Annotated in this window: 21 protein-coding genes; 6 read left to right on the top strand and 15 right to left on the bottom strand. The window is 71.1% G+C overall.

From position 1 onward, the window contains the following. Window positions 1–62 precede the first annotated feature (62 nt). Window positions 63–542 carry a bacterioferritin gene (gene bfr, locus ACIBLC_RS21090; protein ID WP_399212578.1) on the top strand — a complete coding sequence of 160 codons (480 nt, stop codon included), beginning with the start codon at window positions 63–65 and terminating at the stop codon, window positions 540–542. 8 nt (window positions 543–550) lie between these two features. Here the strand turns inward: bfr and ACIBLC_RS21085 are convergent, their stop codons facing one another. The 3 genes from ACIBLC_RS21085 to ACIBLC_RS21075 all read right to left on the bottom strand — a co-directional run bounded on the left by ACIBLC_RS21085 (window position 551) and on the right by ACIBLC_RS21075 (window position 3,618). Beyond that, window positions 551–793 carry a bacterioferritin-associated ferredoxin gene (locus tag ACIBLC_RS21085; protein WP_399212577.1) on the bottom strand — a complete coding sequence of 81 codons (243 nt, stop codon included), beginning with the start codon at window positions 791–793 and terminating at the stop codon, window positions 551–553. Window positions 794–962: 169 nt separating this feature from the next. Next, window positions 963–2,318, bottom strand: a complete 1,356-nt coding sequence (locus ACIBLC_RS21080; RefSeq protein ID WP_399212576.1) for a class II 3-deoxy-7-phosphoheptulonate synthase — start codon at window positions 2,316–2,318, stop codon at window positions 963–965. A gap of 238 nt (window positions 2,319–2,556) precedes the next feature. Further along, window positions 2,557–3,618: a glycoside hydrolase domain-containing protein gene (locus ACIBLC_RS21075; protein WP_399212575.1), complete on the bottom strand. Its 1,062-nt coding sequence runs from the start codon at window positions 3,616–3,618 to the stop codon at window positions 2,557–2,559. Window positions 3,619–3,760: 142 nt separating this feature from the next. On the opposite strand from ACIBLC_RS21075, the gene ACIBLC_RS21070 reads away from it, so the two are divergent. Together ACIBLC_RS21070 and ACIBLC_RS21065 are read left to right on the top strand one after the other, a co-directional pair. Then, on the top strand, window positions 3,761–3,949 hold the full coding sequence (locus ACIBLC_RS21070; protein ID WP_399212574.1) for a trp operon leader peptide: 189 nt from the start codon (window positions 3,761–3,763) through the stop codon (window positions 3,947–3,949). 116 nt (window positions 3,950–4,065) lie between these two features. After that, window positions 4,066–5,994 (top strand): anthranilate synthase family protein, encoded by a 1,929-nt coding sequence (locus tag ACIBLC_RS21065; protein WP_399212572.1) that lies wholly within the window; start codon window positions 4,066–4,068, stop codon window positions 5,992–5,994. On the opposite strand, the gene ACIBLC_RS21060 is transcribed toward ACIBLC_RS21065, so the two are convergent. From ACIBLC_RS21060 to ACIBLC_RS21040, 5 genes are all read right to left on the bottom strand, one after another. Next, the gene (locus ACIBLC_RS21060) at window positions 5,946–6,941 is read right to left on the bottom strand and encodes a 2-hydroxyacid dehydrogenase (protein WP_399212571.1); all 996 of its coding nucleotides are present in this window, start codon (window positions 6,939–6,941) and stop codon (window positions 5,946–5,948) included. The genes ACIBLC_RS21065 and ACIBLC_RS21060 overlap by 49 nt on opposite strands. Window positions 6,942–7,132: 191 nt before the next feature. Beyond that, the gene (locus ACIBLC_RS21055) at window positions 7,133–8,161 is read right to left on the bottom strand and encodes a 6-phosphofructokinase (protein WP_399212569.1); all 1,029 of its coding nucleotides are present in this window, start codon (window positions 8,159–8,161) and stop codon (window positions 7,133–7,135) included. A 204-nt stretch (window positions 8,162–8,365) separates the two neighbouring features. Further along, the gene (locus ACIBLC_RS21050; RefSeq protein ID WP_399212568.1) at window positions 8,366–9,046 is read right to left on the bottom strand and encodes a response regulator; all 681 of its coding nucleotides are present in this window, start codon (window positions 9,044–9,046) and stop codon (window positions 8,366–8,368) included. Further along, window positions 9,043–10,347 (bottom strand): MacS family sensor histidine kinase, encoded by a 1,305-nt coding sequence (gene macS / locus ACIBLC_RS21045; RefSeq protein WP_399212567.1) that lies wholly within the window; start codon window positions 10,345–10,347, stop codon window positions 9,043–9,045. Before macS ends, ACIBLC_RS21050 begins: the two co-directional genes overlap by 4 nt. A 37-nt stretch (window positions 10,348–10,384) precedes the next feature. Beyond that, window positions 10,385–11,209, bottom strand: coding sequence for a lysophospholipid acyltransferase family protein (locus ACIBLC_RS21040; protein WP_399212566.1), 825 nt, complete (start codon window positions 11,207–11,209; stop codon window positions 10,385–10,387). A 262-nt stretch (window positions 11,210–11,471) separates the two neighbouring features. Between ACIBLC_RS21040 and ACIBLC_RS21035 the strand changes: the two genes are divergently transcribed. Both ACIBLC_RS21035 and ACIBLC_RS21030 read left to right on the top strand, forming a co-directional pair. Further along, window positions 11,472–12,281, top strand: a complete 810-nt coding sequence (locus tag ACIBLC_RS21035; protein ID WP_399212564.1) for an alpha/beta hydrolase — start codon at window positions 11,472–11,474, stop codon at window positions 12,279–12,281. Further along, window positions 12,274–12,954 carry a hypothetical protein gene (locus ACIBLC_RS21030; RefSeq protein ID WP_399212563.1) on the top strand — a complete coding sequence of 227 codons (681 nt, stop codon included), beginning with the start codon at window positions 12,274–12,276 and terminating at the stop codon, window positions 12,952–12,954. Before ACIBLC_RS21035 ends, ACIBLC_RS21030 begins: the two co-directional genes overlap by 8 nt. A gap of 18 nt (window positions 12,955–12,972) precedes the next feature. Here ACIBLC_RS21030 and ACIBLC_RS21025 read toward each other — a convergent pair whose 3' ends face one another. From ACIBLC_RS21025 to ACIBLC_RS21000, 6 genes are all read right to left on the bottom strand, one after another. Beyond that, on the bottom strand, window positions 12,973–13,743 hold the full coding sequence (locus tag ACIBLC_RS21025; RefSeq protein ID WP_399212562.1) for an endonuclease/exonuclease/phosphatase family protein: 771 nt from the start codon (window positions 13,741–13,743) through the stop codon (window positions 12,973–12,975). A gap of 315 nt (window positions 13,744–14,058) precedes the next feature. Beyond that, the gene (locus ACIBLC_RS21020) at window positions 14,059–15,012 is read right to left on the bottom strand and encodes an ROK family glucokinase (RefSeq protein ID WP_399212561.1); all 954 of its coding nucleotides are present in this window, start codon (window positions 15,010–15,012) and stop codon (window positions 14,059–14,061) included. 54 nt (window positions 15,013–15,066) lie between these two features. Further along, window positions 15,067–15,540, bottom strand: a complete 474-nt coding sequence (locus ACIBLC_RS21015) for a DUF5304 domain-containing protein (RefSeq protein WP_399212560.1) — start codon at window positions 15,538–15,540, stop codon at window positions 15,067–15,069. A gap of 58 nt (window positions 15,541–15,598) precedes the next feature. Next, window positions 15,599–16,771 carry an ArsA family ATPase gene (locus ACIBLC_RS21010; protein ID WP_399212558.1) on the bottom strand — a complete coding sequence of 391 codons (1,173 nt, stop codon included), beginning with the start codon at window positions 16,769–16,771 and terminating at the stop codon, window positions 15,599–15,601. A gap of 204 nt (window positions 16,772–16,975) precedes the next feature. Next, window positions 16,976–17,416, bottom strand: coding sequence for an SRPBCC family protein (locus ACIBLC_RS21005; RefSeq protein WP_399212557.1), 441 nt, complete (start codon window positions 17,414–17,416; stop codon window positions 16,976–16,978). A 122-nt stretch (window positions 17,417–17,538) separates the two neighbouring features. Beyond that, complete coding sequence (locus ACIBLC_RS21000; protein WP_399212555.1) at window positions 17,539–18,336, bottom strand: metallophosphoesterase; 798 nt, start codon at window positions 18,334–18,336, stop codon at window positions 17,539–17,541. Between the two features lie 297 nt (window positions 18,337–18,633). Here ACIBLC_RS21000 and ACIBLC_RS20995 point away from each other — a divergent pair, with 297 nt between their 5' ends. Beyond that, on the top strand, window positions 18,634–20,430 hold the full coding sequence (locus ACIBLC_RS20995) for an AMP-dependent synthetase/ligase (RefSeq protein ID WP_399212554.1): 1,797 nt from the start codon (window positions 18,634–18,636) through the stop codon (window positions 20,428–20,430). 139 nt (window positions 20,431–20,569) lie between these two features. Here the strand turns inward: ACIBLC_RS20995 and ACIBLC_RS20990 are convergent, their stop codons facing one another. Then, complete coding sequence (locus ACIBLC_RS20990; protein ID WP_399212552.1) at window positions 20,570–21,712, bottom strand: glycosyltransferase family 4 protein; 1,143 nt, start codon at window positions 21,710–21,712, stop codon at window positions 20,570–20,572. Window positions 21,713–21,763: the final 51 nt, after the last annotated feature.

Here is a 21,763-nt window from a genome sequence, read left to right as displayed (position 1 = left end):
ATCACCGGTGCGAGGATGCGGCGCAATCTGCCAAGTCCCCCCGCCTGGAAGGAGCCTCTGCAATGCAGGGCGACCCCGAGGTCCTCGAGTTTCTGAACGAACAGCTCACCGGCGAGCTGACGGCGATCAACCAGTACTGGCTGCACTACCGCATCCAGGACAACAACGGCTGGACCAAGCTCGCCAAGTACACGCGTTCCGAGTCCATCGATGAGATGAAGCACGCGGACAAGATCACCGAGCGCATCCTCATGCTGGACGGGCTGCCGAACTACCAGCGGCTCTTCCACGTCCGGGTGGGGCAGACGCTCACCGAGATGTTCCAGGCCGACCGGCAGGTGGAGGTCGAGGCGATCGACCGCCTCAAGCGCGGGATCGAGGTGATGCGAGCCAAGGGCGACATCACGTCGGCGAACATCTTCGAGGACATCCTGGCGGACGAGGAGCACCACATCGACTACCTGGACACCCAGCTCGACCTGGTCGAGAAGCTCGGTGAGGCGCTCTACATCGCGCAGCAGATCGAGCAGCCGGAGAGCTGAACGGCCCGTTAGGCGGCCTCGTCCAACGACGCGGGCACCGGGACCTGCGACAGGACCGGCGCGCCCCTGTCCATCAGCTCACGGCGCGGGCACGACCCCCGGCCGAGCAGGGCCTGGATGTGGCGGACGCACGAACCACAGTCCGTGCCCGCCTTGCTCGCCGACGCTATCTGGCGGGGGGTGCAGGCACCGCCCTCCGCGTGCTTCTTCACCTGCGCCTCGGTGACACCGAAGCAGTTGCAGACGTACACGCGGGCACCTCCCGACGGGGATTCCTTGGTCGTGCCATCCCGATGAACGGTGAGGCAAACCTAACCTTACCCGTCTCGCAGGAGCCATAAAAGTGCGGTGGGGCGCGGATCGTATGTGATCCGCACCCCACCGCAGCCCTGTGTAAGAGGTCAATCGCCTGCTGATCTACTACTGGTCGCGGTACATCTCGGCGACGAGGAATGCCAGGTCAAGTGACTGGCTCCGGTTCAGGCGGGGGTCGCAGGCCGTCTCGTAGCGCTGGTGCAGATCGTCGACGAAGATCTCGTCGCCGCCGCCCACGCACTCGGTGACATCGTCACCGGTGAGCTCGACGTGGATGCCGCCCGGATGCGTGCCGAGGCCCTTGTGGACCTCGAAGAAGCCCTTGACCTCGTCCAGCACGTCGTCGAAACGGCGGGTCTTGTGACCCGAGGCCGCCTCGTAGGTGTTGCCGTGCATCGGGTCGGTCACCCAGACCACCGTCGCGCCGGAGGCGGTGACCTTCTCGACCAGCTCGGGCAGCTTGTCGCGGACCTTGTCGGCGCCCATCCGCACGATGAACGTCAGCCGGCCCGGCTCACGGTCCGGGTCGAGGCGCTCGATGTACTGCAGCGCGTCCTCGGCCGTCGTCGTCGGGCCCAGCTTGATGCCGATCGGATTGCGGATCTTCGAGGCGAACTCGATGTGCGCGCCGTCCAGCTGGCGGGTCCGCTCACCGATCCACACCATGTGCCCCGACACGTCGTACAGGTGCCCCGTACGCGAGTCGACCCTGGTCAGCGCCGACTCGTAGTCCAGGAGCAGCGCCTCGTGGGAGGCGTAGAACTCGACGGTCTTGAACTCCTCCGGGTCGGTGCCGCAGGCCCGCATGAAGTTCAGCGCGTTGTCGATCTCCCGCGCGAGCTGCTCGTACCGCTGGCCGGACGGCGACGACCTCACGAAGTCCTGGTTCCAGGCGTGCACCTGGCGCAGGTCGGCGTAGCCGCCGGTGGTGAAGGCGCGCACCAGGTTGAGCGTCGAAGCGGAGGCGTTGTACATCCGCTTCAGCCGCTCGGGGTCCGGAATGCGGGACTTCTCCTCGAAGGCGAAGCCGTTGACCGAGTCACCGCGGTACGTCGGCAGGGTCACGCCGTCGCGGGTCTCGGTGCCCTTGGAACGCGGCTTGGAGTACTGGCCCGCGATCCGGCCGACCTTCACCACCGGCACCGAGGCCGCGTAGGTGAGGACGGCGCCCATCTGGAGCAGGGTCTTGAGCTTGGCCCGGATGTGCTCGGCGCTCACCGCGTCGAAGGACTCGGCGCAGTCGCCGCCCTGGAGCAGGAACGCGTCGCCCTTCGCGACGGCCGCCAGACGGGCGCGCAACTGGTCGCACTCGCCGGCGAAGACCAGCGGCGGATACGACTCGAGGTCCGCGATCACATCGCGCAGAGCCTCGGCATCGGGGTACTCGGGCTGCTGCGCCGCGGGCAGGTCACGCCAGGTCGCCTTGGCGGCGACGGCTTGGGATTCAGCGTTCACGGTCACTCCGTAAACATTACGGGGTCGTGTCGGGCGTCCATCCACCTGCTCATCAATTGAGACGGGGCACGCTCGATCGCGGCGCGCCCCGGGCGGCGGTACGACAGGGCCCTGCCGCCGCCCGGAGCAGGCCGGACGGGCCTAGGGGGTGGGGGGGGGGGGGGGGGGGGGGGGGGGGGGGGGGGGGGGGGGGGGGGGGGGCCCCCCGCCCCCGCCGCCCCCCCCCCCCCCCCCCCCCCACCCCCTAGTCCACGTCGAGCCGGTCGCGGTCGATGCTGATCTTCACACCGCCGTGGGTCTCCGTCGTGTCGCCCACGTACTGGTGGATCCGCTGGTGCCCGGGCCACAGGTCCGCGGGGATCGCCGAGTCGGTGGTCGTCGACTCGTTGTTCCAGCGGGCGAAGTGGATGACGTCGGGCAGGGTGATGCTCTTCGCGTTGGCCACCAGGTCGGCGACCAGGGACGAGACGCTGCCGTAGGCGCCCGAGCGGTAGCCGAGCTGGTGCAGGCGCTCGGTGTAGGCGTCGACGTAGGCGAGAACCCGGGCGGTCACCGTGCCGCCGCGGGCGTAGTGCTCCAGGTCGTTGTAGATCACCGAGCCCTTGCCGAGGCCCAGCGCGGCGGCCTGCTTGGCGGCGTCGTCGGCGGCCGCGGTGCCCTGCGGGACCGGGTCGGTGATCGACGCGCAGCCGCCTCCGCAGCTGCCGCCGTCCGCGGAGGGCTGCCGGCCGACGTAGAGCGGGAAGAACCGCCAGCCGTTGGCGTACTGCGTCCGCACCCACCCGGCGGTGAGGTTCGGCTGGGCGCAGGCGCGGTTGAGGCCGCCGATGTAGACGCCGACGGCGCCGTACCCGGACGCGTCCCGCCAGGCGTTCATCGCGGACTGGCTCGGCGCGGTGCAGGCGTCGAAGCCCTCGCCCCGGAAGGACGTGGCGTCCGCGGGGACGGGCTCGGCCGCGGCCTGCTCGGCGTCCGCGGCGGCGACCGGCAGACCGGCGCTGCGCAGGATCCGCTGGATGCCCGTGCGGTCCTCGCCGTAGGCGGCGGTCACGGCGATGCGGTCGGCGGTGGCCCGGTAGGTGCGGGCCGTGCGGTTCTCGGTGACGGCGTTCCCGGCGGCGGTGCCGGGCTGGACGAGGAGCGCTTCGGTACTTCCGCGCAGTCGCGCCGGGCAGTCCTGCCGGCCCCCGGGCGTGCCCAGGTACACGGCGTGCCGGTCAAAGCGGACGCAGGCCTGCGGGTTCTGAGCCAGGTCCACGATCTGCCAGGAGTCGGGGACGGTGAACTCGTGGCCCCGGTAGGTCACCTGGGTGGTGTCGTCGGATTCGGCGGTGCGCGGGGCCGACCGGGCGGCGCCCGGCCAGCCGGCGGCAAGGACCGCGGCGGCGGCGAGGGCGGTGAGGGCGCGCGCGCCGCCGCGACGGGACAGGGGTGAACGAGCTGCGTGAATGACTCTCTCCTCGGTCGGGCTCCTCAGCAGGGCTGTGAACCCATGGATGGCCGCGGCCGGGCGGTCCGAACCCGCTGGCCGCGCGGTTCACGCTGTTGCCCGGCCCCGGTACTCGGGTAGGGTGCGGCGCATGTTCGCGCACTCGATCCAGACCTGGTGGTGGACCGCTCATCCGGCGGCCCGCTGACTGCGCGTACTCAAGACTTCGCGAAGGCCGCCCCAGAGGGCGGCCTTCGGCGTTTCCGGAGCCCGTCCCTCTCCGCTCTGAGTCACTCAGACCTCTCCGAGAAGGAAACGGGACCGATGAACCTGCTCGATCTGCTGGACGATCCACGTCCGTTCGCCCTGCTGCGCCGCCGCACGCCCGGCCACGACCATGACGTGGTCGAGGTCCTGCTCGGCCCCGTCAGCACGTACGACCGTCTCGCCGACCTCCCCGACGAGGGCCTCGCGCTGATCCCCTTCCGCCAGATCAGGGAGCGCGGCTTCGACGTCCGCGACGACGGCACGCCGCTCGCGGTGCTGATCCCCGAGGAGACGTACGAACTGCCGCTGGAGCGGGCCCTGGCGCAGCTGCCGGCGCACGACGTGCGGGTGGAGGGCGGCGGTTTCGACGTCGCCGACGAGGAGTACGCCGGGATCGTCGGGCGCGTCCTCCACGAGGAGATCGGCAGCGGCGAGGGCGCGAACTTCGTCATCCGGCGTACGTACGAGGGTGAGATCCCGGGGTTCGGGAGGGCCGACGCGCTGGCCCTCTTCCGGCGGCTGCTCGTGGGCGAGCGGGGCGCCTACTGGACGTTCGTCGTGCACACCGGGGAGCGGACGCTGGTCGGGGCGAGCCCCGAGGTGCATGTCCGGATGGCGGGCGGGACGGTCGTCATGAACCCGATCAGCGGGACGTACCGCTACCCGGCCGGGGGGCCGACGCCCGAGGATCTGCTCGCCTTCCTCGCCGACGGCAAGGAGATCGAGGAGCTCTCGATGGTCGTCGACGAGGAGCTCAAGATGATGTGCACGGTCGGTGACATGGGCGGGGTGGTGATCGGGCCGCGGCTCAAGGAGATGGCCCATCTCGCGCACACGGAGTACGAGTTGCGGGGCCGCTCGTCGCTGGACGTGCGGGAGGTCCTGCGCGAGACCATGTTCGCCGCCACCGTGACCGGGTCTCCGGTGCAGAACGCGTGCCGGGTCATCGAGCGGCACGAGGTCGGCGGCCGGGGCTACTACGCGGGCGCGCTGGCCCTCATCGGGCGATACGCGGGCGGTGGGCGGGAAGGTGGTGCCGGCGCCCAGACCCTCGACTCCCCCATCCTCATCCGGACCGCCGACATCGACGCGGCTGGGCGGCTGCGGGTGCCGGTCGGCGCCACCCTCGTACGGGGGTCGGAGCCGGCGAGCGAGGTCGCCGAGACGCACGCGAAGGCGGCGGGCGTCCTGGCCGCTCTGGGGGTCCGGGAGGGCAGGCCGCGCGAGGAGGGCGTTCGAGGTCGGCCGGCCGACGATCCGCGGGTGCGGGCGGCGCTCGACGGGCGGCGGGCCTCGCTCGCGCCGTTCTGGCTGCGGATGCAGGAGCGGACCGACGCGCTGGAGGGGCACGCGCTGGTCGTGGACGGCGAGGACACGTTCACGGCGATGCTCGCGCATGTGCTGCGGTCGTCGGGTCTCGACGTGACGGTACGGCGGTACGACGAGCCGGGGCTGCGGGAGGCGGTCCTGCGGCACGGGGGGCCGGTCGTCCTCGGCCCCGGTCCGGGCGATCCCGGCGACGACCACGACCCCAAGATGCGTTTCCTGCGCGAGCTGACCGCCGAGGTTCTGCGCACCCACCGCCACGGCGTGCTCGGCGTCTGCCTCGGCCATGAGCTGATCGCGGCCGAACTGGGGCTGGAGATCGTGCGCAAGGAGGTGCCCTGCCAGGGCGCGCAGACCGAGATCGACCTCTTCGGGCGGACGGAGACCGTCGGCTTCTACAACAGCTTCGTGGCGCTGTGCGACGACGGGGCGGCGGCCGAGTTGTCGGCCCGTGGCATCGAGGTCAGCCGTAGCGGCACCGGCGAGGTGCACGCGCTGCGCGGGGCGGGTCGTGCCGGAGGCTCGCCGATGAACGCGGTCGCCGGCGTCCAGTTCCACCCCGAGTCGGTGCTGTCGCTGCGCGGCGCCGATGTCGTACGGGAGCTGCTGGGTCAGCTGCGCGGGACCAGCACGTTCTCGGAGCGGCGGCCCGCGGTGTAGTCGAGGACGTTGCCCAGGGTGGTGTCGATGATCTGGCCCACGGCGTCGACTGTGTAGTACGCCTGGTGGGAGGTGACCAGGACGTTCGGGAAGGTGACGAGGCGGGCCAGGGTGTCGTCCTCGACGGCCTCCATCGACTTGTCGAGGAAGAAGAGACCGGCCTCCGCCTCGTACACGTCGAGGCCGACGCCCGTGAAGCGGCCCTCGCGCAGTTGGTCGACGAGGGCCGCGGTGTCGATGAGGCCGCCGCGGCTGGAGTTCACGAGGATCGCGTCGTCCTTCATCGCGCGCAGCGCGGCGGCGTCGACGAGGTGCTGGGTCTCGGGCATCAGCGGGACGTGCAGGGTGATCAGGTCGGACTCGGCGAGGAGCCGCTCCTTGGAGACGTACTCCATGCCGAGTTCCAGACAGGCCGGGTTCTCGGCGACGTCCCAGCCGAGCAGACCCATGCCGAAGCCGTGGGCGATCCGGGTGAACGCCTCGCCGATCTTGCCGGTGCCGACCACGCCGACGGTGCGGCCGTGCATGTCGCGGCCCATCAGGCCGTCGAGCCGGAAGTCGAAGTCCCGGGTGCGGGTGGCGGCGCGGACGATACGGCGGTTGACGGCCATGCCGAGGGTCCAGGCGAACTCGGCGACCGAGTACGGCGAGTAGTACGAGACGCGTGCGGCGGTCATGCCTAGGCGCTCGGCGACGTCGAGATCGATGTTGTTGAAGCCGGTGGAGCGCTGGGCGATCATCTGCGTGCCGCCGGCCGCGAGGGTCTGGAGGACGCGGTGGCCCAGTCCGCAGTTGACGCTGGTGGAGATGATCTCGTGGCCTGCCGCGATGGGAGCGGTGTCCTCGGTCAGGAAGACGTCGAGGCAGCGGACGTCGTGGTGTCCCGCGAAGGCCCGCTGGATCAGCGGTCTCTCGTCGGACTGCACGCCGAAGGCCAGGATCTCCACGGTTCCTCCCGGTCTGAGGTGGTTACCGCCGAATATAGAACGGTAACCACCTCGGCGCCGGGTGGCCTCGGTCGGACCAGGGCTCGGACGGACCGTGCCTCGGACGGACCCTGCCTCGGACGGTGCCGGGTCACCCGAGTCGGACTCCGCCTGGGTCGGCGCCGGCCCGTCCGGCCCCCGTCCGGCCCCCGTCAGCCGAAGAAGACGCCGACCTCCTCGTACAGCTTCGGGTCCACCGTCTTCAGCCTGGCCGTGGCCTCCGCGATCGGGACCCGGACGATGTCCGTGCCGCGCAGGGCGACCATCTTGCCGAAGTCGCCGTCCCGGACGGCCTCGATGGCGTGCAGGCCGAAGCGGGTGGCGAGCCAGCGGTCGAAGGCGCTGGGGGTACCGCCGCGCTGGACGTGCCCGAGGACCGTGGTCCTGGCCTCCTTGCCGGTGCGCCGCTCGATCTCCTTGGCCAGCCACTCGCCGACACCGGAGAGCCGGACATGCCCGAAGGCGTCGAGCGAACCGTCCTTGAGGACCACGTCGCCGTCCTTGGGCATGGCGCCCTCGGAGACGACCACGATCGGGGCGTACGAGGCCTTGAAACGGGAGGTCACCCAGCCGCAGACCTGCTCCACGTCGAAACGCTGCTCGGGGATGAGGATGACGTTCGCGCCGCCCGCGAGGCCCGAGTGGAGGGCGATCCAGCCCGCGTGCCGCCCCATCACCTCGCAGACGAGCACCCGCATGTGCGACTCGGCGGTGGTGTGCAGCCGGTCGATCGCCTCGGTGGCGATGTTGACGGCGGTGTCGAAGCCGAAGGTGTAGTCGGTGGCGGACAGGTCGTTGTCGATGGTCTTCGGTACGCCGACGACAGGGACGCCGAACTCGTCGGTGAGACGCGCGGCGACGCCCAGCGTGTCCTCACCGCCGATCGCGATGAGCGCCCCGACGTCCTGCGTGGCGAGGGTCTCCTTGATCCGGCGGATGCCGTTCTCGACCTTGAGCGGGTTGGTGCGCGAGGAGCCGATGATGGTGCCGCCGCGGGGCAGAATGCCACGCACGGCGGGAATGTCGAGCCGGACGGTGTCACCTTCGAGCGGCCCTCGCCAGCCGTCCCGGAAGCCGACGAAGTCATAGCCGTACTCCTGCACGCCCTTGCGGACGATGCCCCGGATGACGGCGTTGAGCCCGGGGCAGTCGCCGCCTCCGGTCAGTACTCCGACCCGCATGGAAAAGTCCCTTCGCCATGGATGGCTGACAGGACTCACGCTAATAGTGATACAGGTCACTTCGGCATGGTGCGGAAGGTCAATTCCGTTGAAATGTGCGGGTGTTGATCACCCGTCACCCGTCACCCGTCACCCGTCGCCTGTCGCCTGTCGCCTGTCGCCTGTCACCTTCACGCGCGGGCGACGGGCTCCTGTGCGCGGGCTCTACGCGTCGTCGAGTCCGCGCTCTATCGCGTAGCGCACCAGCTCGACCCGGTTGTGGAGCTGCAGCTTGCCCAGGGTGTTCTGCACGTGGTTCTGGACCGTGCGGTGGGAGATGACCAGGCGCTCGGCGATCTGCTTGTAGCTGAGGCCCTTGGCGACCAGGCGGAGCACCTCGGTCTCGCGGTCGGTGAGCTGCGGGGCCCTCGGCCCGTCGCCGCCCGTGGCGGGCCCGGGGTCGGAGGCGAGCCTGCGGTACTCACCGAGGACCAGGCCCGCGAGGCCCGGCGTGAACACCGGATCGCCGACGGCCGTACGGCGCACCGCGTCGGTCAGCTCCTCCGTGGACGCCGACTTGAGCAGATAGCCCGTCGCACCCGACTTGACCGCCTCCAGGACGTCGGCGTGCTCCCCGCTGGCCGACAGGACGAGGACGCGCAACGCCGGGTTGGCGCCGACCAGTTCCTTGCAGACCTGGACGCCGGGCTTGGCGGGCAGGTTCAGGTCGAGCACGAGGACGTCGGGCGCGGCGGCCTGGGCGCGGCGCACGGCCTGCTCGCCGTCGCCGGCGGTGGCGACCACGTCGAAGCCGGCCTCCGCGAGGTCACGGGCGACGGCGTCCCGCCACATGGGGTGGTCGTCCACCACCATGACCCTGATCGGCCCCGTGTGCTGCTCACTCATGCCCGCTCCGCCTTCCCCCGTGAAACCTTCGAGACCTTCGCGATCTGCGCGTCTTCCGAGGCCTTCGTGATCTTCGATTTCGATGCCGCCGGATCCTCCGGCGGCTTCGGCACCTTCAGCTCGACCTCCGTGCCCTGCCCCGGGACCGAGATCAGCTCGGCCGTGCCGCCGATCTCACGCAGCCGGCCGCGGATCGACAGGGCCACCCCGAGCCGCCCCTCCCCCTCGGCCTGGACGAGCCGCCCCTCCGGAATGCCGGGGCCCTCGTCGCGGACGGTCACGATCACCGCGTCCGGCTCGTCCTCGACCAGGATCCAGGCGCGGGCGTCCTCGCCGACGTGCTTGCGGACGTTGTCCAGGGCCGCGCCGACGGCCGCGGTCAGCTCCCTGGCGGCGGCCGGGTCGAGCGGCACGGGCGCGCCGGGCTCGGAGAACGTCACCTGCGAGCTGGCGTACGGCGCGAGGAGCGCGCGCAGGTCGATGGGACCCCCGGCGTCCTCGTCCTCGTCGGGTTCGTCGACGGCTCGTACGACGGCACCCAGCGCGGCATCCTCGGAGACCCGGGAGACGGGCACCAGGCCGCCCGAGACCAGCGTGCGCAGCGCCACCTCCTGCTCGCCGGCCATCCGGCCGAGCTCGGCGGCCTCGCCGCCCAGCGCGGAGGCACGCCGCTGCACCATGGCGAGCACCTGGAGCACGCCGTCGTGGATGTCGCGGGCCAGACGTTCGCGTTCACGGGTGGCCGCCTCGATCTCCAGGGCCCGGGCGAGGGTGCGCTCGGAGGCGCGGGCGACCTCGACGACGTACCCGATGGCGATGGAGGCGACCCAGACCAGGAGCACGTTGTGGACGGTGTCGCGGGTGGGGGCGCCGCGCTGGACGACGTTGGCGGCCGCGACCAGCGTGGAGGCGAACGCCGCCCACCGCCAGCCGCCCTTGATCGCGAACGCCAGTACGGAGCCCGCGGTCCATATCGACGGCAGGGTCGGGCCGCCTGCCTCGATCCGGGCCGCGTCGTCGGCGACCCGGGTGAGCAGGATGCCGGCCAGCGCGATGGTCAGGTCGGCGGCGAGGAAGCCCCTGGTGCAGCTCGCCGCGTTGGCGACCCTGGGGAGCGTCGCGACGGTCCACCCGGCCAGCACGACGTAGTACGCGATGGCCACCCAGGGCCGGCCGAAGCTGTCGTACGCGCTCACGAAGAGCCCGATCGCGTACACCATCGTCAGTAAGCGGTAGCCGCTGAGGGCACGCCACATCGGCTGCTCGACCGACATCCTCATGACTCGCTCGCGCTTGGTCACGTCCCCCACCCCATGGCCCACACCCCTGACGACGCGTCTAGGAGCCGGCCCGTTCCTTCGCGGCGGCAGCGGCTGCCGCCGCTGCCTCGGCCGCCGCTGCCGCCTCGGTGGCCTTCTCGGCCTCGACGGCGGCCTTCTCGGCCTGCTTCTGTGCCTGTTCGGCTTCCTTGTTCGCCTGCTTCTCGGCCTTCGCCACCTCCGCGATCTGCCGCTTGGCGGCCGTCGCGTAGATGTCGACGTACTCCTGGCCGGAGAGCTTCATGATCTCGTACATGACCTCGTCGGTCACCGCGCGCAGCACGAAACGGTCGTTCTCCATGCCGTTGTACCGGCTGAAGTCGAGCGGCTTGCCGATGCGGATGCCCGGGCGCATCAGCTTGGGCATCACCTTGCCCGGCGGCTGGATCTTCTCGGTGTCGATCATCGCCACCGGGACGACGGGCGCGCCGGAGGCGAGCGCCACGCGCGCGAGCCCGCCGGGTTTGCCGCGGTAGAGACGGCCGTCGGGCGAGCGCGTGCCCTCAGGGTAGATACCGAACAGCTCGCCGCGCTCCAGGACGTCGATGCCGCTCTTGACGGCCGCCTCGCCCGCGCCGCGCGCGCCGGAGCGGTCCACCGGGAGCTGGCCGACACCCTTGAAGAAGGCGGCGGTCATCCGGCCCTTGACGCCGGGCGTCGTGAAGTACTCCGCCTTCGCGATGAAGGTCACCTTGCGGTCGAGGACCGCGGGCAGGAAGAACGAGTCCGAGAACGACAGATGATTGCTCGCCAGGATGGCGGGGCCCTCGGCGGGGATGTGCTCGAGGCCTTCCACCCAGGGCCTGAAGGCAAGCTTCAGCGGCCCTCCGACGGAAAACTTCATTGCGCCATAGATCAACCGAGTGCCTCCTGTGTCGTAGGTCAGACCTTAACCCGGAGCACTGTCAAAGGCCCCGACGACCCTGGTCGGTGTCAGTGCGGTCGCGTACGGTGAAGTACGCCCCGAAGTGCAGGGGTCGAGTCTTCGCTCTCACCACCGCCGTTCCACCGCCGTTGTTCCACCGCTCTGCCCTGCTGTCGTGTTCCGTTGTCTTGTTCCACATTCCGCGTTCTGTCCCGCCCGTCCCATGAACAGGAGACCGAAGGTGCCGGTCCTGCCTGGAGCCGAGCCGTTCCGCCATGAGGGCGGAGAGGTCGGCGTCCTTCTCTGCCACGGTTTCACCGGGTCCCCGCAGTCGCTGCGCCCCTGGGCGGAGTATCTCGCCGAGCGCGGTCTGACCGTCGCGCTGCCGCTGCTGCCCGGGCACGGCACCCGCTGGGAGGACATGCAGCTCACCGGCTGGCAGGACTGGTACGCCGAGGTGGACCGCGAGCTGCGCGCCCTGCGCGAGCGGTGTTCCCGGGTGTTCGTCCTCGGCCTTTCCATGGGCGGTGCGCTGGCCCTTCGGCTGGCCGCGAAGCACGGGGACGAGGTGAGCGGAATCGTCGTCGTCAACCCGGCGAACAAGGTGCACGGCCTGGCGGCGTACGCCCTTCCGGTGATCCGGCACGTCGTGCCCACGGTGAAGGGGATCACGAGCGACATCGCCAAGGACGGCAGCGAGGAGGTCGGCTACGACAAGGTCCCGCTGCACGCGGCGCACTCGATGCGTAACTTCTACCGGCTGCTCGACGGCGAGTTGCCCCAGGTGACCCAGCCCCTGCTGCTTCTGCGCAGCCCGCAGGACCATGTGGTGCCGCCCGCCGACTCGGCGCGGATCCTCAGCCGGGTGTCGTCCACGGACGTGACGGAGATCCTGCTGGAACAGAGCTACCACGTCGCGACGTTGGACCACGACGCGGACCGGATCTTCGAGCAGAGCTACGCGTTCATCGGCCGGCTCGCACCCGCTGTCGGCGAGGAGTCCGACACGGGTCGACGGGTTCAGCAGGAAGGGACGGCCACCGGTGGCTGAGCACGAGGCGGACCGCGACGATTCCGAGGAGAAGGGCGTGCCGATCGGTGAGTCCCCCGGCGACGAGCAGAGCGTGCCCTTCGACGAGGAGGCCGCGTGGCAGGCGATCGTCTCCGGTTACGGCCAGGAGCCCAAGGACCCGCCCGGTGCGAAACCGTTCAAGTCGGTCGAGGACCTGGCCCTCCTCGAACCCGAGACGAACGACGACATCGACGACGCCGAGGGCAGCAAGGACGCCAAGGACGAGAGCGGCGACAAAGGGGGCGAGGAGGGCAGGTCCGGGGACAGTGCCGGGGACCCGACCGGGGGCAAGTCCTCCCCCGTGAAGCCCCTCGGCAGCTCGGTCGCCTTCGCCCCCGGCGTCGCGGGCCCGCGTGACTTCCAGTCGCCCGAGCCCACCGACGAGGACTTCGACGAGGACGACGAGGGCCACTTCGTACCGCCCGAGCCGCCCCCGCTGCCCGCCGCCGACACCACGGCCAAGTTCGCCTGGCTCGCCGTCCTCGGCGGCCCCGTCCTGCTCCTGCTGGCCATACTGCTCGGCTGGGACATGACCTGGTGGCTCGCCACCCTCGGCATCGGCGGCTTCCTCGGCGGCTTCGGCACGCTGGTGACCCGGATGAAGAGCGATGACGAGGACGAGGGCGACCCGGGCCGGGGCGCGGTCGTCTGACCCCGGGCTCTCCGCGCCCTACGTGGCCGGCACTCTGAGGGCGGCCAGCACCGGCAGGTGATCGGTCGCCCTCCTGAGGTCGGCCTCCGTCACGCCGGGCAGGCCAAGCGGGACCCCGCAGCCGAGGACCTCCACGCCCTCCGTGGCGAAGATCGCGTCGATCCGCTGGTGCGGATCGGTCGGGGTGGAGGTCTGCTCGGTCCCCCAGGGCCGGGTCGCCCAGCCGTCCTGGAGTGCGGCGGCAAGACGCTCGAAGGTGCGGCCGCCCGGCCGTTCGTTGAGGTCACCGCCCACCACCGCGTGCGGGGTGCCAAGGCCGGCCAGGCACTCCAGGAGCTCGCCGCCCTGCGCGTACCGCTCGTCCTTCTGGAGCGAGAGGTGACAGCTCAGCACCCCCAGGCGTACGTCACCGAAACGGACCACGGCGGTGGCGAACCCGCGCCGGTGCAGCCCGGGGGTGAGCGGCAGCAGCACGTCCTCGGCGCGCTCGACGGTCGCCCGCAGCGAGCACAGCAGCGCGGGCCCGGACGCGGTGGCCCCGCCCGACAGCACCACCTGGCCGGACGCCGCCGCGAGGCGCGCCAGCTTCTTGCGCCAGCGGAAGAACCGCGGAGCCTCCTGCACCAGCACAAGGTCCGGCGAGCAGGCACCGATCACCCGGGCGAGCGCGTCCGTGTCGTCCCGCATAGAACGGATGTTGTAACTGAGCACCCGGACAACGGCCGAACCGTCGGGCTCGGTACGGGAGTTGGGCAGCGGCCCGATCGCACTGGGCGAGTTGGTCGGCATGACGATCAAGATACGACAACACAGCCCCGCACCCTGCGCACCCGCACCCGCACAAATGGCAGACGTCGGAACAACCCGCAGCCGCCCACGCACGGAAGGGGCCGCGTCGGTACATCGAATGCCCGCATCCGAACGGATCAAAAAGAAACGGCTCCCTGACACCCACAGCCGATCCGTTCGGATGCGGGCGGATGTACCGGCGCGGCCCCGACCCACAACGGCGCAGCAGGCGAAAGACACCCACCATGCGCACCGCGACACGACAACGCCCGCCGCCCCCGGAGAGGGACACGGCGGGCGCACGTCACGCGAACATCACATGATCGGGTCCGGCTCCCGGGCCAGATCCGCCGCTCCGACGAGCCCCGCCTTGTTGCCGAGCTGCGCGGCGATGACGTCGGCGACGGGGCGCCAGTTGCCCCCCACCAGCCAGCGCTTGTACGACTTGCGGATGGGGTCGAGAACCAGCTCGCCCTCGTCCGACAGCCCGCCTCCGACGATGAAGGCGGACGGGTCGAAGAGCGAGGCCAGGTCGGCGAGGCCGGCACCGGCCCAGCGGGCCAGCTCGCGGTAGGAGTCCACCGCGACCGGGTCACCCTGGCGTGCGGCGACCGAGATGTGCTTGCCCTCGATGGCGTCGGGGGTGCCGTCGCCGAGGGCGAGCAGGATCTCCGCGTTCTCGGGGGTGGCGTTGGCCCGCTGCTTCGCGTACCGGACGAGGGCGCGCCCGGAGGCGTACTGCTCCCAGCAGCCCTGCGAGCCGCAGCCGCACAGCAGACCGTCCGGCACCATGCGGATGTGGCCGAACTCCGCGGCCACCCCGAAGTGCCCGCGGCGCAGCTTGTTGCCGATGATGATGCCGCCGCCGAGGCCGGTGCCGAGCGTGATGCAGATGACGTTCCGGTGGCCTTTGCCCGCGCCGAACTTGTACTCGCCCCACGCGGCCGCGTTGGCGTCGTTCTCGACGACGACCGGCAGCCCCACGCGCGCCTCGACCTCGGCCTTCAGCGGCTCCTGCCGCCAGTCGATGTTCGGCGCGAAGTACACCGTCGAGCGCTGGCGGTTCACGTATCCGGCCGCACCGATACCCACACCCACGATCTCGTGCCCGGCACGGGCACCCTCCACGGCGGAGGCGATGGCGTCCACGATGGCCTGCGGCGTGCTGGGAGTCGGCACCTTGTGGGTCGAGAGGATGCTGCCTTCCTCGTCGACCACACCGGCCGCGATCTTCGTGCCGCCGATATCGACGCCGATGGTGAGTCCCATGAATCCCTCAGTTTCGGTCGAGCCCCGCTACGGCCAACCGTACCCGAGCTGCCCTTAGTCCAAGTCGATGTGTTCCCCAGGACCGGTGCCCTCGTCGCGAGGACCCGTGTCCCGGGTGGTCCAGCGCCGCTCCTGCGCATCGACCGCCGAGCGGTAGGCGGCGAGCAGCTCGGAGCCCGCGCTCGCGAGATGGTCGAAGACGTCGGGGTTGCGCTCTATCACGGGTTCGACGGCGGCCTTGGCCTGCTGCACGACCTGGTTGACCATCTGCTGGGCGGCGCCGCCGGCGACCGCGCCGAACAGCGGCGACTGGAGTCCGGTCAGCTTGTCGGCGACGGCGTCGACGAGCTTGCGCAGCTCGTCGGCGGCCGAGCCGGGCGGTGTGCCGTACTGGGTGCGGCGGCGGGCCTTCTCCGCCGCGAGATCCTCGGCACATGCCGTCGCCCAGGCGTCGGCGTCGGCGTCAGTCGTACGGACTTCGTCAGCCGCCTCCCGAGCGGAGTCGGACGTCGGTCGCTCTTCGCTCATGGCGGCTCTCCTGACTACGTTTCGTCCTTCCGACGGTACCCGAACGGAGGTACGTCGTTCAGCGTGTCCGCGGCCACAGTCCGGGGTCCGGCGCGAATCGGATCCTCAGAGTGCCCTCGCGCAGGGCCGCGCCCTCCACGGTGCAGCGCCGCAGGGCGGACGGCAGCGGCACGATCCGGCGGAACGGCCCGGCGGTGACGACGAGTTCGTCGCCGCGCCGGATCAGGTCCAGTTCGTCGCGTACGGCGCCGGGCAGCGGAATGTGCCAGACGAGGACGCCCTCGTCGGCGAGGCGGTCCTCGACAGGCCACTCGACGGAGGGCGGCGTCTCGTTGACGACACCGGGCACGGGGAGCGCCGTGAGGTCGTCGGTGCCGCGCGGATCGTGCCCGCGGTGCGGGACCACGTGGACGTCGTACGTCTCCTGCCACTCGTCGAGGGCCTTGCGCTGCTGGGCGGCGAGGGCGGCGAGCCAGGTGTCGGGGCCGTCGGCGGGCAGGACGCGGTTCGCCACCAGGGCGTCGACGCGGAGGCCGCGCAGGGCGAGGGCGGTGCGGGCGCCCCGTACGGCGTCGGTACCGGCCGGGCCCGGCTCGGCGACCAGCCGTACGGCCGTGGCGTGGTCCTCGACGACCGCCTCCACGGCGGCCAGTTCGAGGTCCCAGCGGGCCGCCGTCTCGTACAGCCACTCCGCGGGCATCGGGACGCCCGCGAGGCGGCCGAGGACGGGGCGCAGGGCGCGGGCCGCCTGGCGCTCGGGCGGCAGCAGACGGCGCAGGTAGCGGCGGAGTTCCTCGGGGAGGGAGAGCAGGGCGAGGGCCTGGGGGGCCGGGGGGAGGTCCACGACGAGGAGGTCGTACGTGTCCGAGGTCGCCGCGTCGCGCAGGGCGCGGAGCAGGGCGAGTTCCTCGGCGCCGGGCAGCGGGGTGACCTCCTCGGCGTCCAGACGGGTGGCGCCGAGCAGGTCGAGGACGGTGGAGGCGCGGTCCTGGAAGGCGGTGAGGTCGGCGCGGAAGCGTTCGGTGGCGTCGGGGCGCCAGGTGGTGAGGTTCGGCCCGGCCTCCGCCGGGTGCGCGCCCGTCCGTACGCCCAGGGCGTCGCCCAGGGTGTCCGTGCGGTCGGCGGTCAGCACCAGGGTGCGGGTGCCCTCGCGGGCGGCCTTCAGCGCGGTGGCCGCGGCGACGGTGGTACGGCCGGAGCCGCCGGGGCCTGTGATCAGGATGGTGCGCATGGGGGTGAACGGTACCTGGGCCGGTGGGGGCGCCTCAGCCGGGCCGGGCGCACCCCTGCCTCTTCCTGGCACCCTGCGTCCCTGTCGGCGTAGGGGCTTTCTTCGCCCCCTCCGCCCCTTCCCGTCTCGGGGGGCTCCGCCCCCGGGCCCCCGTATCGCGCTGACGCGCTCGTCCTCAAACGCCGGACGGGCTGAAAGCTCCCCTTACTTGGTCTCCTCGACCCTCTTCTTCAAGCCTGCCAGCGCCCGGTCGATGATGACCTTCTCGGCCTTGCGCTTGATCATGCCCAGCATGGGGATCTTGACGTCGACCGTGAGCAGGTAGGTGACCACGGTGGCGCCGGTGCCCGCGGGCTTGAGGATGTAGGAGCCGTCGAGGGAGCGGAGCATCTGGGACTTGACCAGGGTCCAGGAGACCTCGTGGTCGCCGGTCCAGGTGTAGCCGAGGGTCTGGTCGTCCTTGATCGCACCGGCGTCCATGACGAGGCGTACCTGCTCGGCGCGGCCCTGGCCGTCCGTGGCGAGTACCTCCGCCTCCTTCACCTCGCCGGTCCAGTCCGGGTAACGGGCGAAGTCGGCGATGACCGCCATGACGTCAGCCGGTGCCGCCTCGATCGTGATGCTCGAGCTGGTGTGTTCAGCCATCGAGGTGGCTCCTCCAGATGCGGTCCGGTGAGGGAGGGTGGTGGGCACGTGTGTGCAGCGTGAAGGCTACCGCGCACCGGACGGGGCGCCGTCACCCGCACCGGGCAGGAGAAGGGCAGGTCTCACCATTCGAGGGCCCACGGCCGCCCGGTGCCGGCGAAGTGACCCACGTTCACGCACTCGGTCGCCCCGATCCGCATCCGCCGGGCCAGCGGCTGGTGGACGTGGCCGAAGAGCGAGTAGCGGGGCCGGGTACGGCGGATCGCGTCGAGGAGGGCCCGGCTGCCGCGTTCGAAGCGGCGCGCCACCGTGTCGTAGACCAGCTCCGGCACCTCGGGCGGGATGTGCGTGCACAGCACGTCGACCTCACCGACCGCCTCGATCTTGGCGGCGTACTCCTCGTCGCTGATCTCGTAGGGCGTGCGCATGGGCGTGCGCAGCCCCCCGCCGACGAAGCCGAAGGTCCGGCCGCCGATCTCCACCCGTTCCCCGTCGAGCACCGTCGTGCCGGATCCGGCGTATTCCGGCCACAACATCGGTATGTCCACATTGCCGTAGGTCGCGTACGTCGGTGTCGGCAGGACGGCGAACATCTCGGCGTACTGCTTGCGCACCGCTCCCTCGATGGCGGTGGCCCGGTCCGTGCCGACGCCGGACCACAGGCGGGTCCCCAGTTCCCGCGCCTCCTCGAAGCGGCGCGCGGTGCGCAGCTCGACGATGCGGTCCGCGTTCTCGACGCCGAAGAGGTCGGGGAAGATGCCGCGCGAGTGGTCGGCGTAGTCGAGGAAGAGCACGAGGTCACCGAGGCAGATCAGCGCGTCCGCGCCGTCTCCGGCCCTGGCCAGGTCACGGGCGTTGCCGTGCACGTCACTGACCACATGAACGCGCGTCCTGCCGTTGCCGCCTGGTGTGGGTGCCATGACGATCAAGCGTAGGCCTGTGCGGCATACGTGAACAGAAGGGGGCCGGACCTGCGCTTACTGGCCAGTCGAGAAAGCCGTCGACTACTGTGCGGCGAGGAGCACCAACCTGTGTGACGCAGCGAACATCTCGTCGGACCCCCCTGTCGAAGAAGCCATACCGACGGGTAACGTCCGGGCAGTCCAGTCGTACTCAGGATTTCAACAATGATCTCCCTGGGTGCCTGCCCGAGTCTTGGACCGCATCGTCGCATCACACAGAGTCGTGGCGTCGGCGCCCTATGAGGAGCAGCAGTCTTGCGCGAGTTCAGCCTTCCGGCTTTGTACGAGGTCCCCGCGGACGGAAATCTGACCGACATCGTCCGGAGAAACGCCGCGCAGCATCCGGACGTCGCCGTCATCGCCCGCAAGGTCGGCGGCGCGTGGACGGATGTCACCGCCACCGTCTTCCTCGCCGAGGTGCGGGCCGCGGCCAAGGGTCTGATCGCCTCGGGCGTGGAGCCCGGCGACCGGGTCGCCCTGATGTCCCGTACCCGCTACGAGTGGACGCTGCTCGACTTCGCGATCTGGAGCGCGGGCGCGGTCACCGTGCCGGTGTACGAGACCAGCTCGGCGGAGCAGGTGCAGTGGATCCTCAGCGACTCGGGCGCGACCGCCTGCGTCGTCGAGCTGGACGCGCACGCGGCCGTCGTGAAGTCGCTGCGCGACCGGCTGCCCGCGCTGAGGACGGTGTGGCAGATCGAGGGCGGCGGCATCGAGGAGCTGGGCCGCGCCGGCAAGGACGTCACCGACGAGACGGTCGAGGAACGCGGCTCGCGCGCCAAGGCGGACGACGCGGCGACCATCGTCTACACGAGCGGGACGACCGGCCGCCCCAAGGGATGCGTCCTCACGCACCGCAGCTTCTTCGCGGAGTGCGGCAACATCGTGGAACGGCTGCGCCCCCTGTTCCGTACGGGCGAGTGCTCGGTGCTCCTCTTCCTGCCTCTCGCGCACGTCTTCGGGCGGCTGGTCCAGGTCGCGCCGATGATGGCTCCGATCAAGCTCGGCCTGGTGCCCGACATCAAGAACCTCACCGACGAGCTGGCCTCCTTCCGGCCGACGCTGATCCTCGGTGTGCCGCGCGTCTTCGAGAAGGTCTACAACTCGGCGCGTGCCAAGGCGCAGGCGGACGGCAAGGGCAGGATCTTCGACAAGGCGGCGGACACGGCGATCGCGTACAGCCGCGCGCTGGACACCCCCTCGGGGCCGTCCCTCGGCCTGAAGGTCAAGCACCGGACCTTCGACAAGCTCGTCTACAGCAAGCTGCGGGCGGTGCTCGGCGGCAAGGGCGAGTTCGCGATCTCCGGCGGGGCCCCGCTCGGTGAGCGCCTCGGGCACTTCTTCCGCGGTATCGGCTTCACGGTCCTGGAGGGCTACGGCCTGACCGAGTCCTGCGCGGCGACCGCCTTCAACCCGTGGGACCGCCAGAAGATCGGCACGGTCGGCCAGCCGCTGCCCGGGTCGGTCGTGCGGATCGCGGACGACGGCGAGGTGCTGCTGCACGGCGAGCACCTGTTCAAGGAGTACTGGAACAACGAGGCCGCGACCGCCGAGGCGCTCGCCGACGGCTGGTTCCACACCGGTGACATCGGCACCCTCGACGAGGACGGCTACCTCCGGATCACCGGCCGCAAGAAGGAGATCATCGTCACCGCGGGCGGCAAGAACGTCGCCCCGGCCGTGATCGAGGACCGCATCCGCGCGCACGCGCTGGTCGCGGAGTGCATGGTGGTCGGCGACGGGCGCCCGTTCGTCGGCGCGCTGGTCACCATCGACGACGAGTTCCTGGGCCGCTGGGCCGCCGAGCACGGCAAGCCGGCCGGCTCCACCGCGGTGTCGCTGCGCGACGACGTGGATCTGCTGGCCGCGGTCCAGGGCGCGATCGACGACGGCAACGCGGCGGTGTCGAAGGCGGAGTCGGTACGGAGGTTCCGGATCCTCGGCTCGCAGTTCACCGAGGAGTCGGGCCATCTCACTCCGTCTCTGAAGCTCAAGCGGAACGTGGTCGCCAAGGACTACGCCGACGAGATCGAAGCGATCTACCAGGGCTGACGCCCCAGCAACGAACTCCCGCCGTAGGGGCGGAGGTTTGGTCACGACCCACCGGCCGTCCGTGGTTGCTCGCGCAGTTCCCCGCGCCCCTGAAGGGGCGCGGGGAACTGCGCGGCCGGCCCAGGACAACCCGCAGGCGCTACAGCAGCTCCCGCAACCGCCCCGCCAGCAGATCCCAGCGCCACTTCTCCTCGACCCACGCGCGCCCCCGCTCCCCCATCCGCCGCCGCAGCTCGGAGTCGCCGAGCAGGGTGACGATCCGCTCGGCCGCCTCCTCGGGCGAACCGCCGCGAACGACCCACCCCGTCTCACCGTCCAGCACCGCGTCCGGCGCACCCCCGGAGTCGCCGGCGACAACCGGCAGCCCGGTGGCGGACGCCTCCAGGTAGACGATGCCGAGCCCTTCCACGTCGAGACCGCCGCGCCGCGTACGGCAGGGCATCGCGAAGACGTCCCCGGCGCCGTAGTGCGCGGGCAGCTCCGACCAGGGCACCGCTCCGGTGAAGCGGACGGAGCCGGCGACCCCGGTCTCCCGCGCGAGCGCCCGCAGCTGCTTCTCGTAGGGCCCGCCGCCGACGATCAGCAGCACCGCCTCCGGCTCCGCGGCCAGGATGCGCGGCATCGCCAGGACGAGCGTGTCCTGCCCCTTGCGCGGGACGAGCCGCGAGACGCAGACGACGACCGGACGGTCGGTGAGCCCGAGCCGGGCGCGGACCTCGGCGCCTCCGGAGCCCGGGTGGAAGGTCTTCTCGTCGACGCCGGGCGGCAGTTGGACCATCCGCCCGGCCGCCTCCGGGGTCAGCACACCGGCGATCCTGGAGCGCGTGTACTCGCCGAGATACGTGATGGTGTCCGTGGACTCGCCGATCCGGCGCAACAGACCGCGCGCGGCGGGCAGTTGGGCCCAGCCGGCCTCGTGCCCGTGGGTGGTCGCCACCAGCCGCCGCGCGCCCGCCGACCGCAGCGCGGGCGCCATCAGGCCGAGCGGCGCCGCCGCCCCGAACCACACCGACGTACACCCGTGTTCCCGCAGCAGCCGGGCGGCGCGGCGCGTGGCGGCCGGGGTGGGCAGCAGCATCGTCGTGCGGTCCCGTACGACGGGAAAGGGCTGCTCCGCGTCGAAGGCGGCCGTGGCCTCCGCGCCCTCCTGACCGCGCTTCCAGGTGGAGGCGTAGACGACGAGCTGTTCGGGGTCCAGCCGCAGCGCCATGTTGTGCAGGAAGGCCTGGATGCCGCCCGGCCTGGGCGGGAAGTCGTTCGTCACGATCAGGGTCTTGTGCATCGTGTTCGACACTATCGAACCTATACTCACAGCTCCGCACGGCCGCGCTTG

It is taken from the genome of Streptomyces sp. NPDC050535 (assembly GCF_044457665.1).
Classification (GTDB): Bacteria; Actinomycetota; Actinomycetes; order Streptomycetales; family Streptomycetaceae; genus Streptomyces.
The sequence above is the reverse complement of the archived record's forward strand: the minus strand, read 5'-3'. Positions and strand labels throughout refer to the sequence as shown.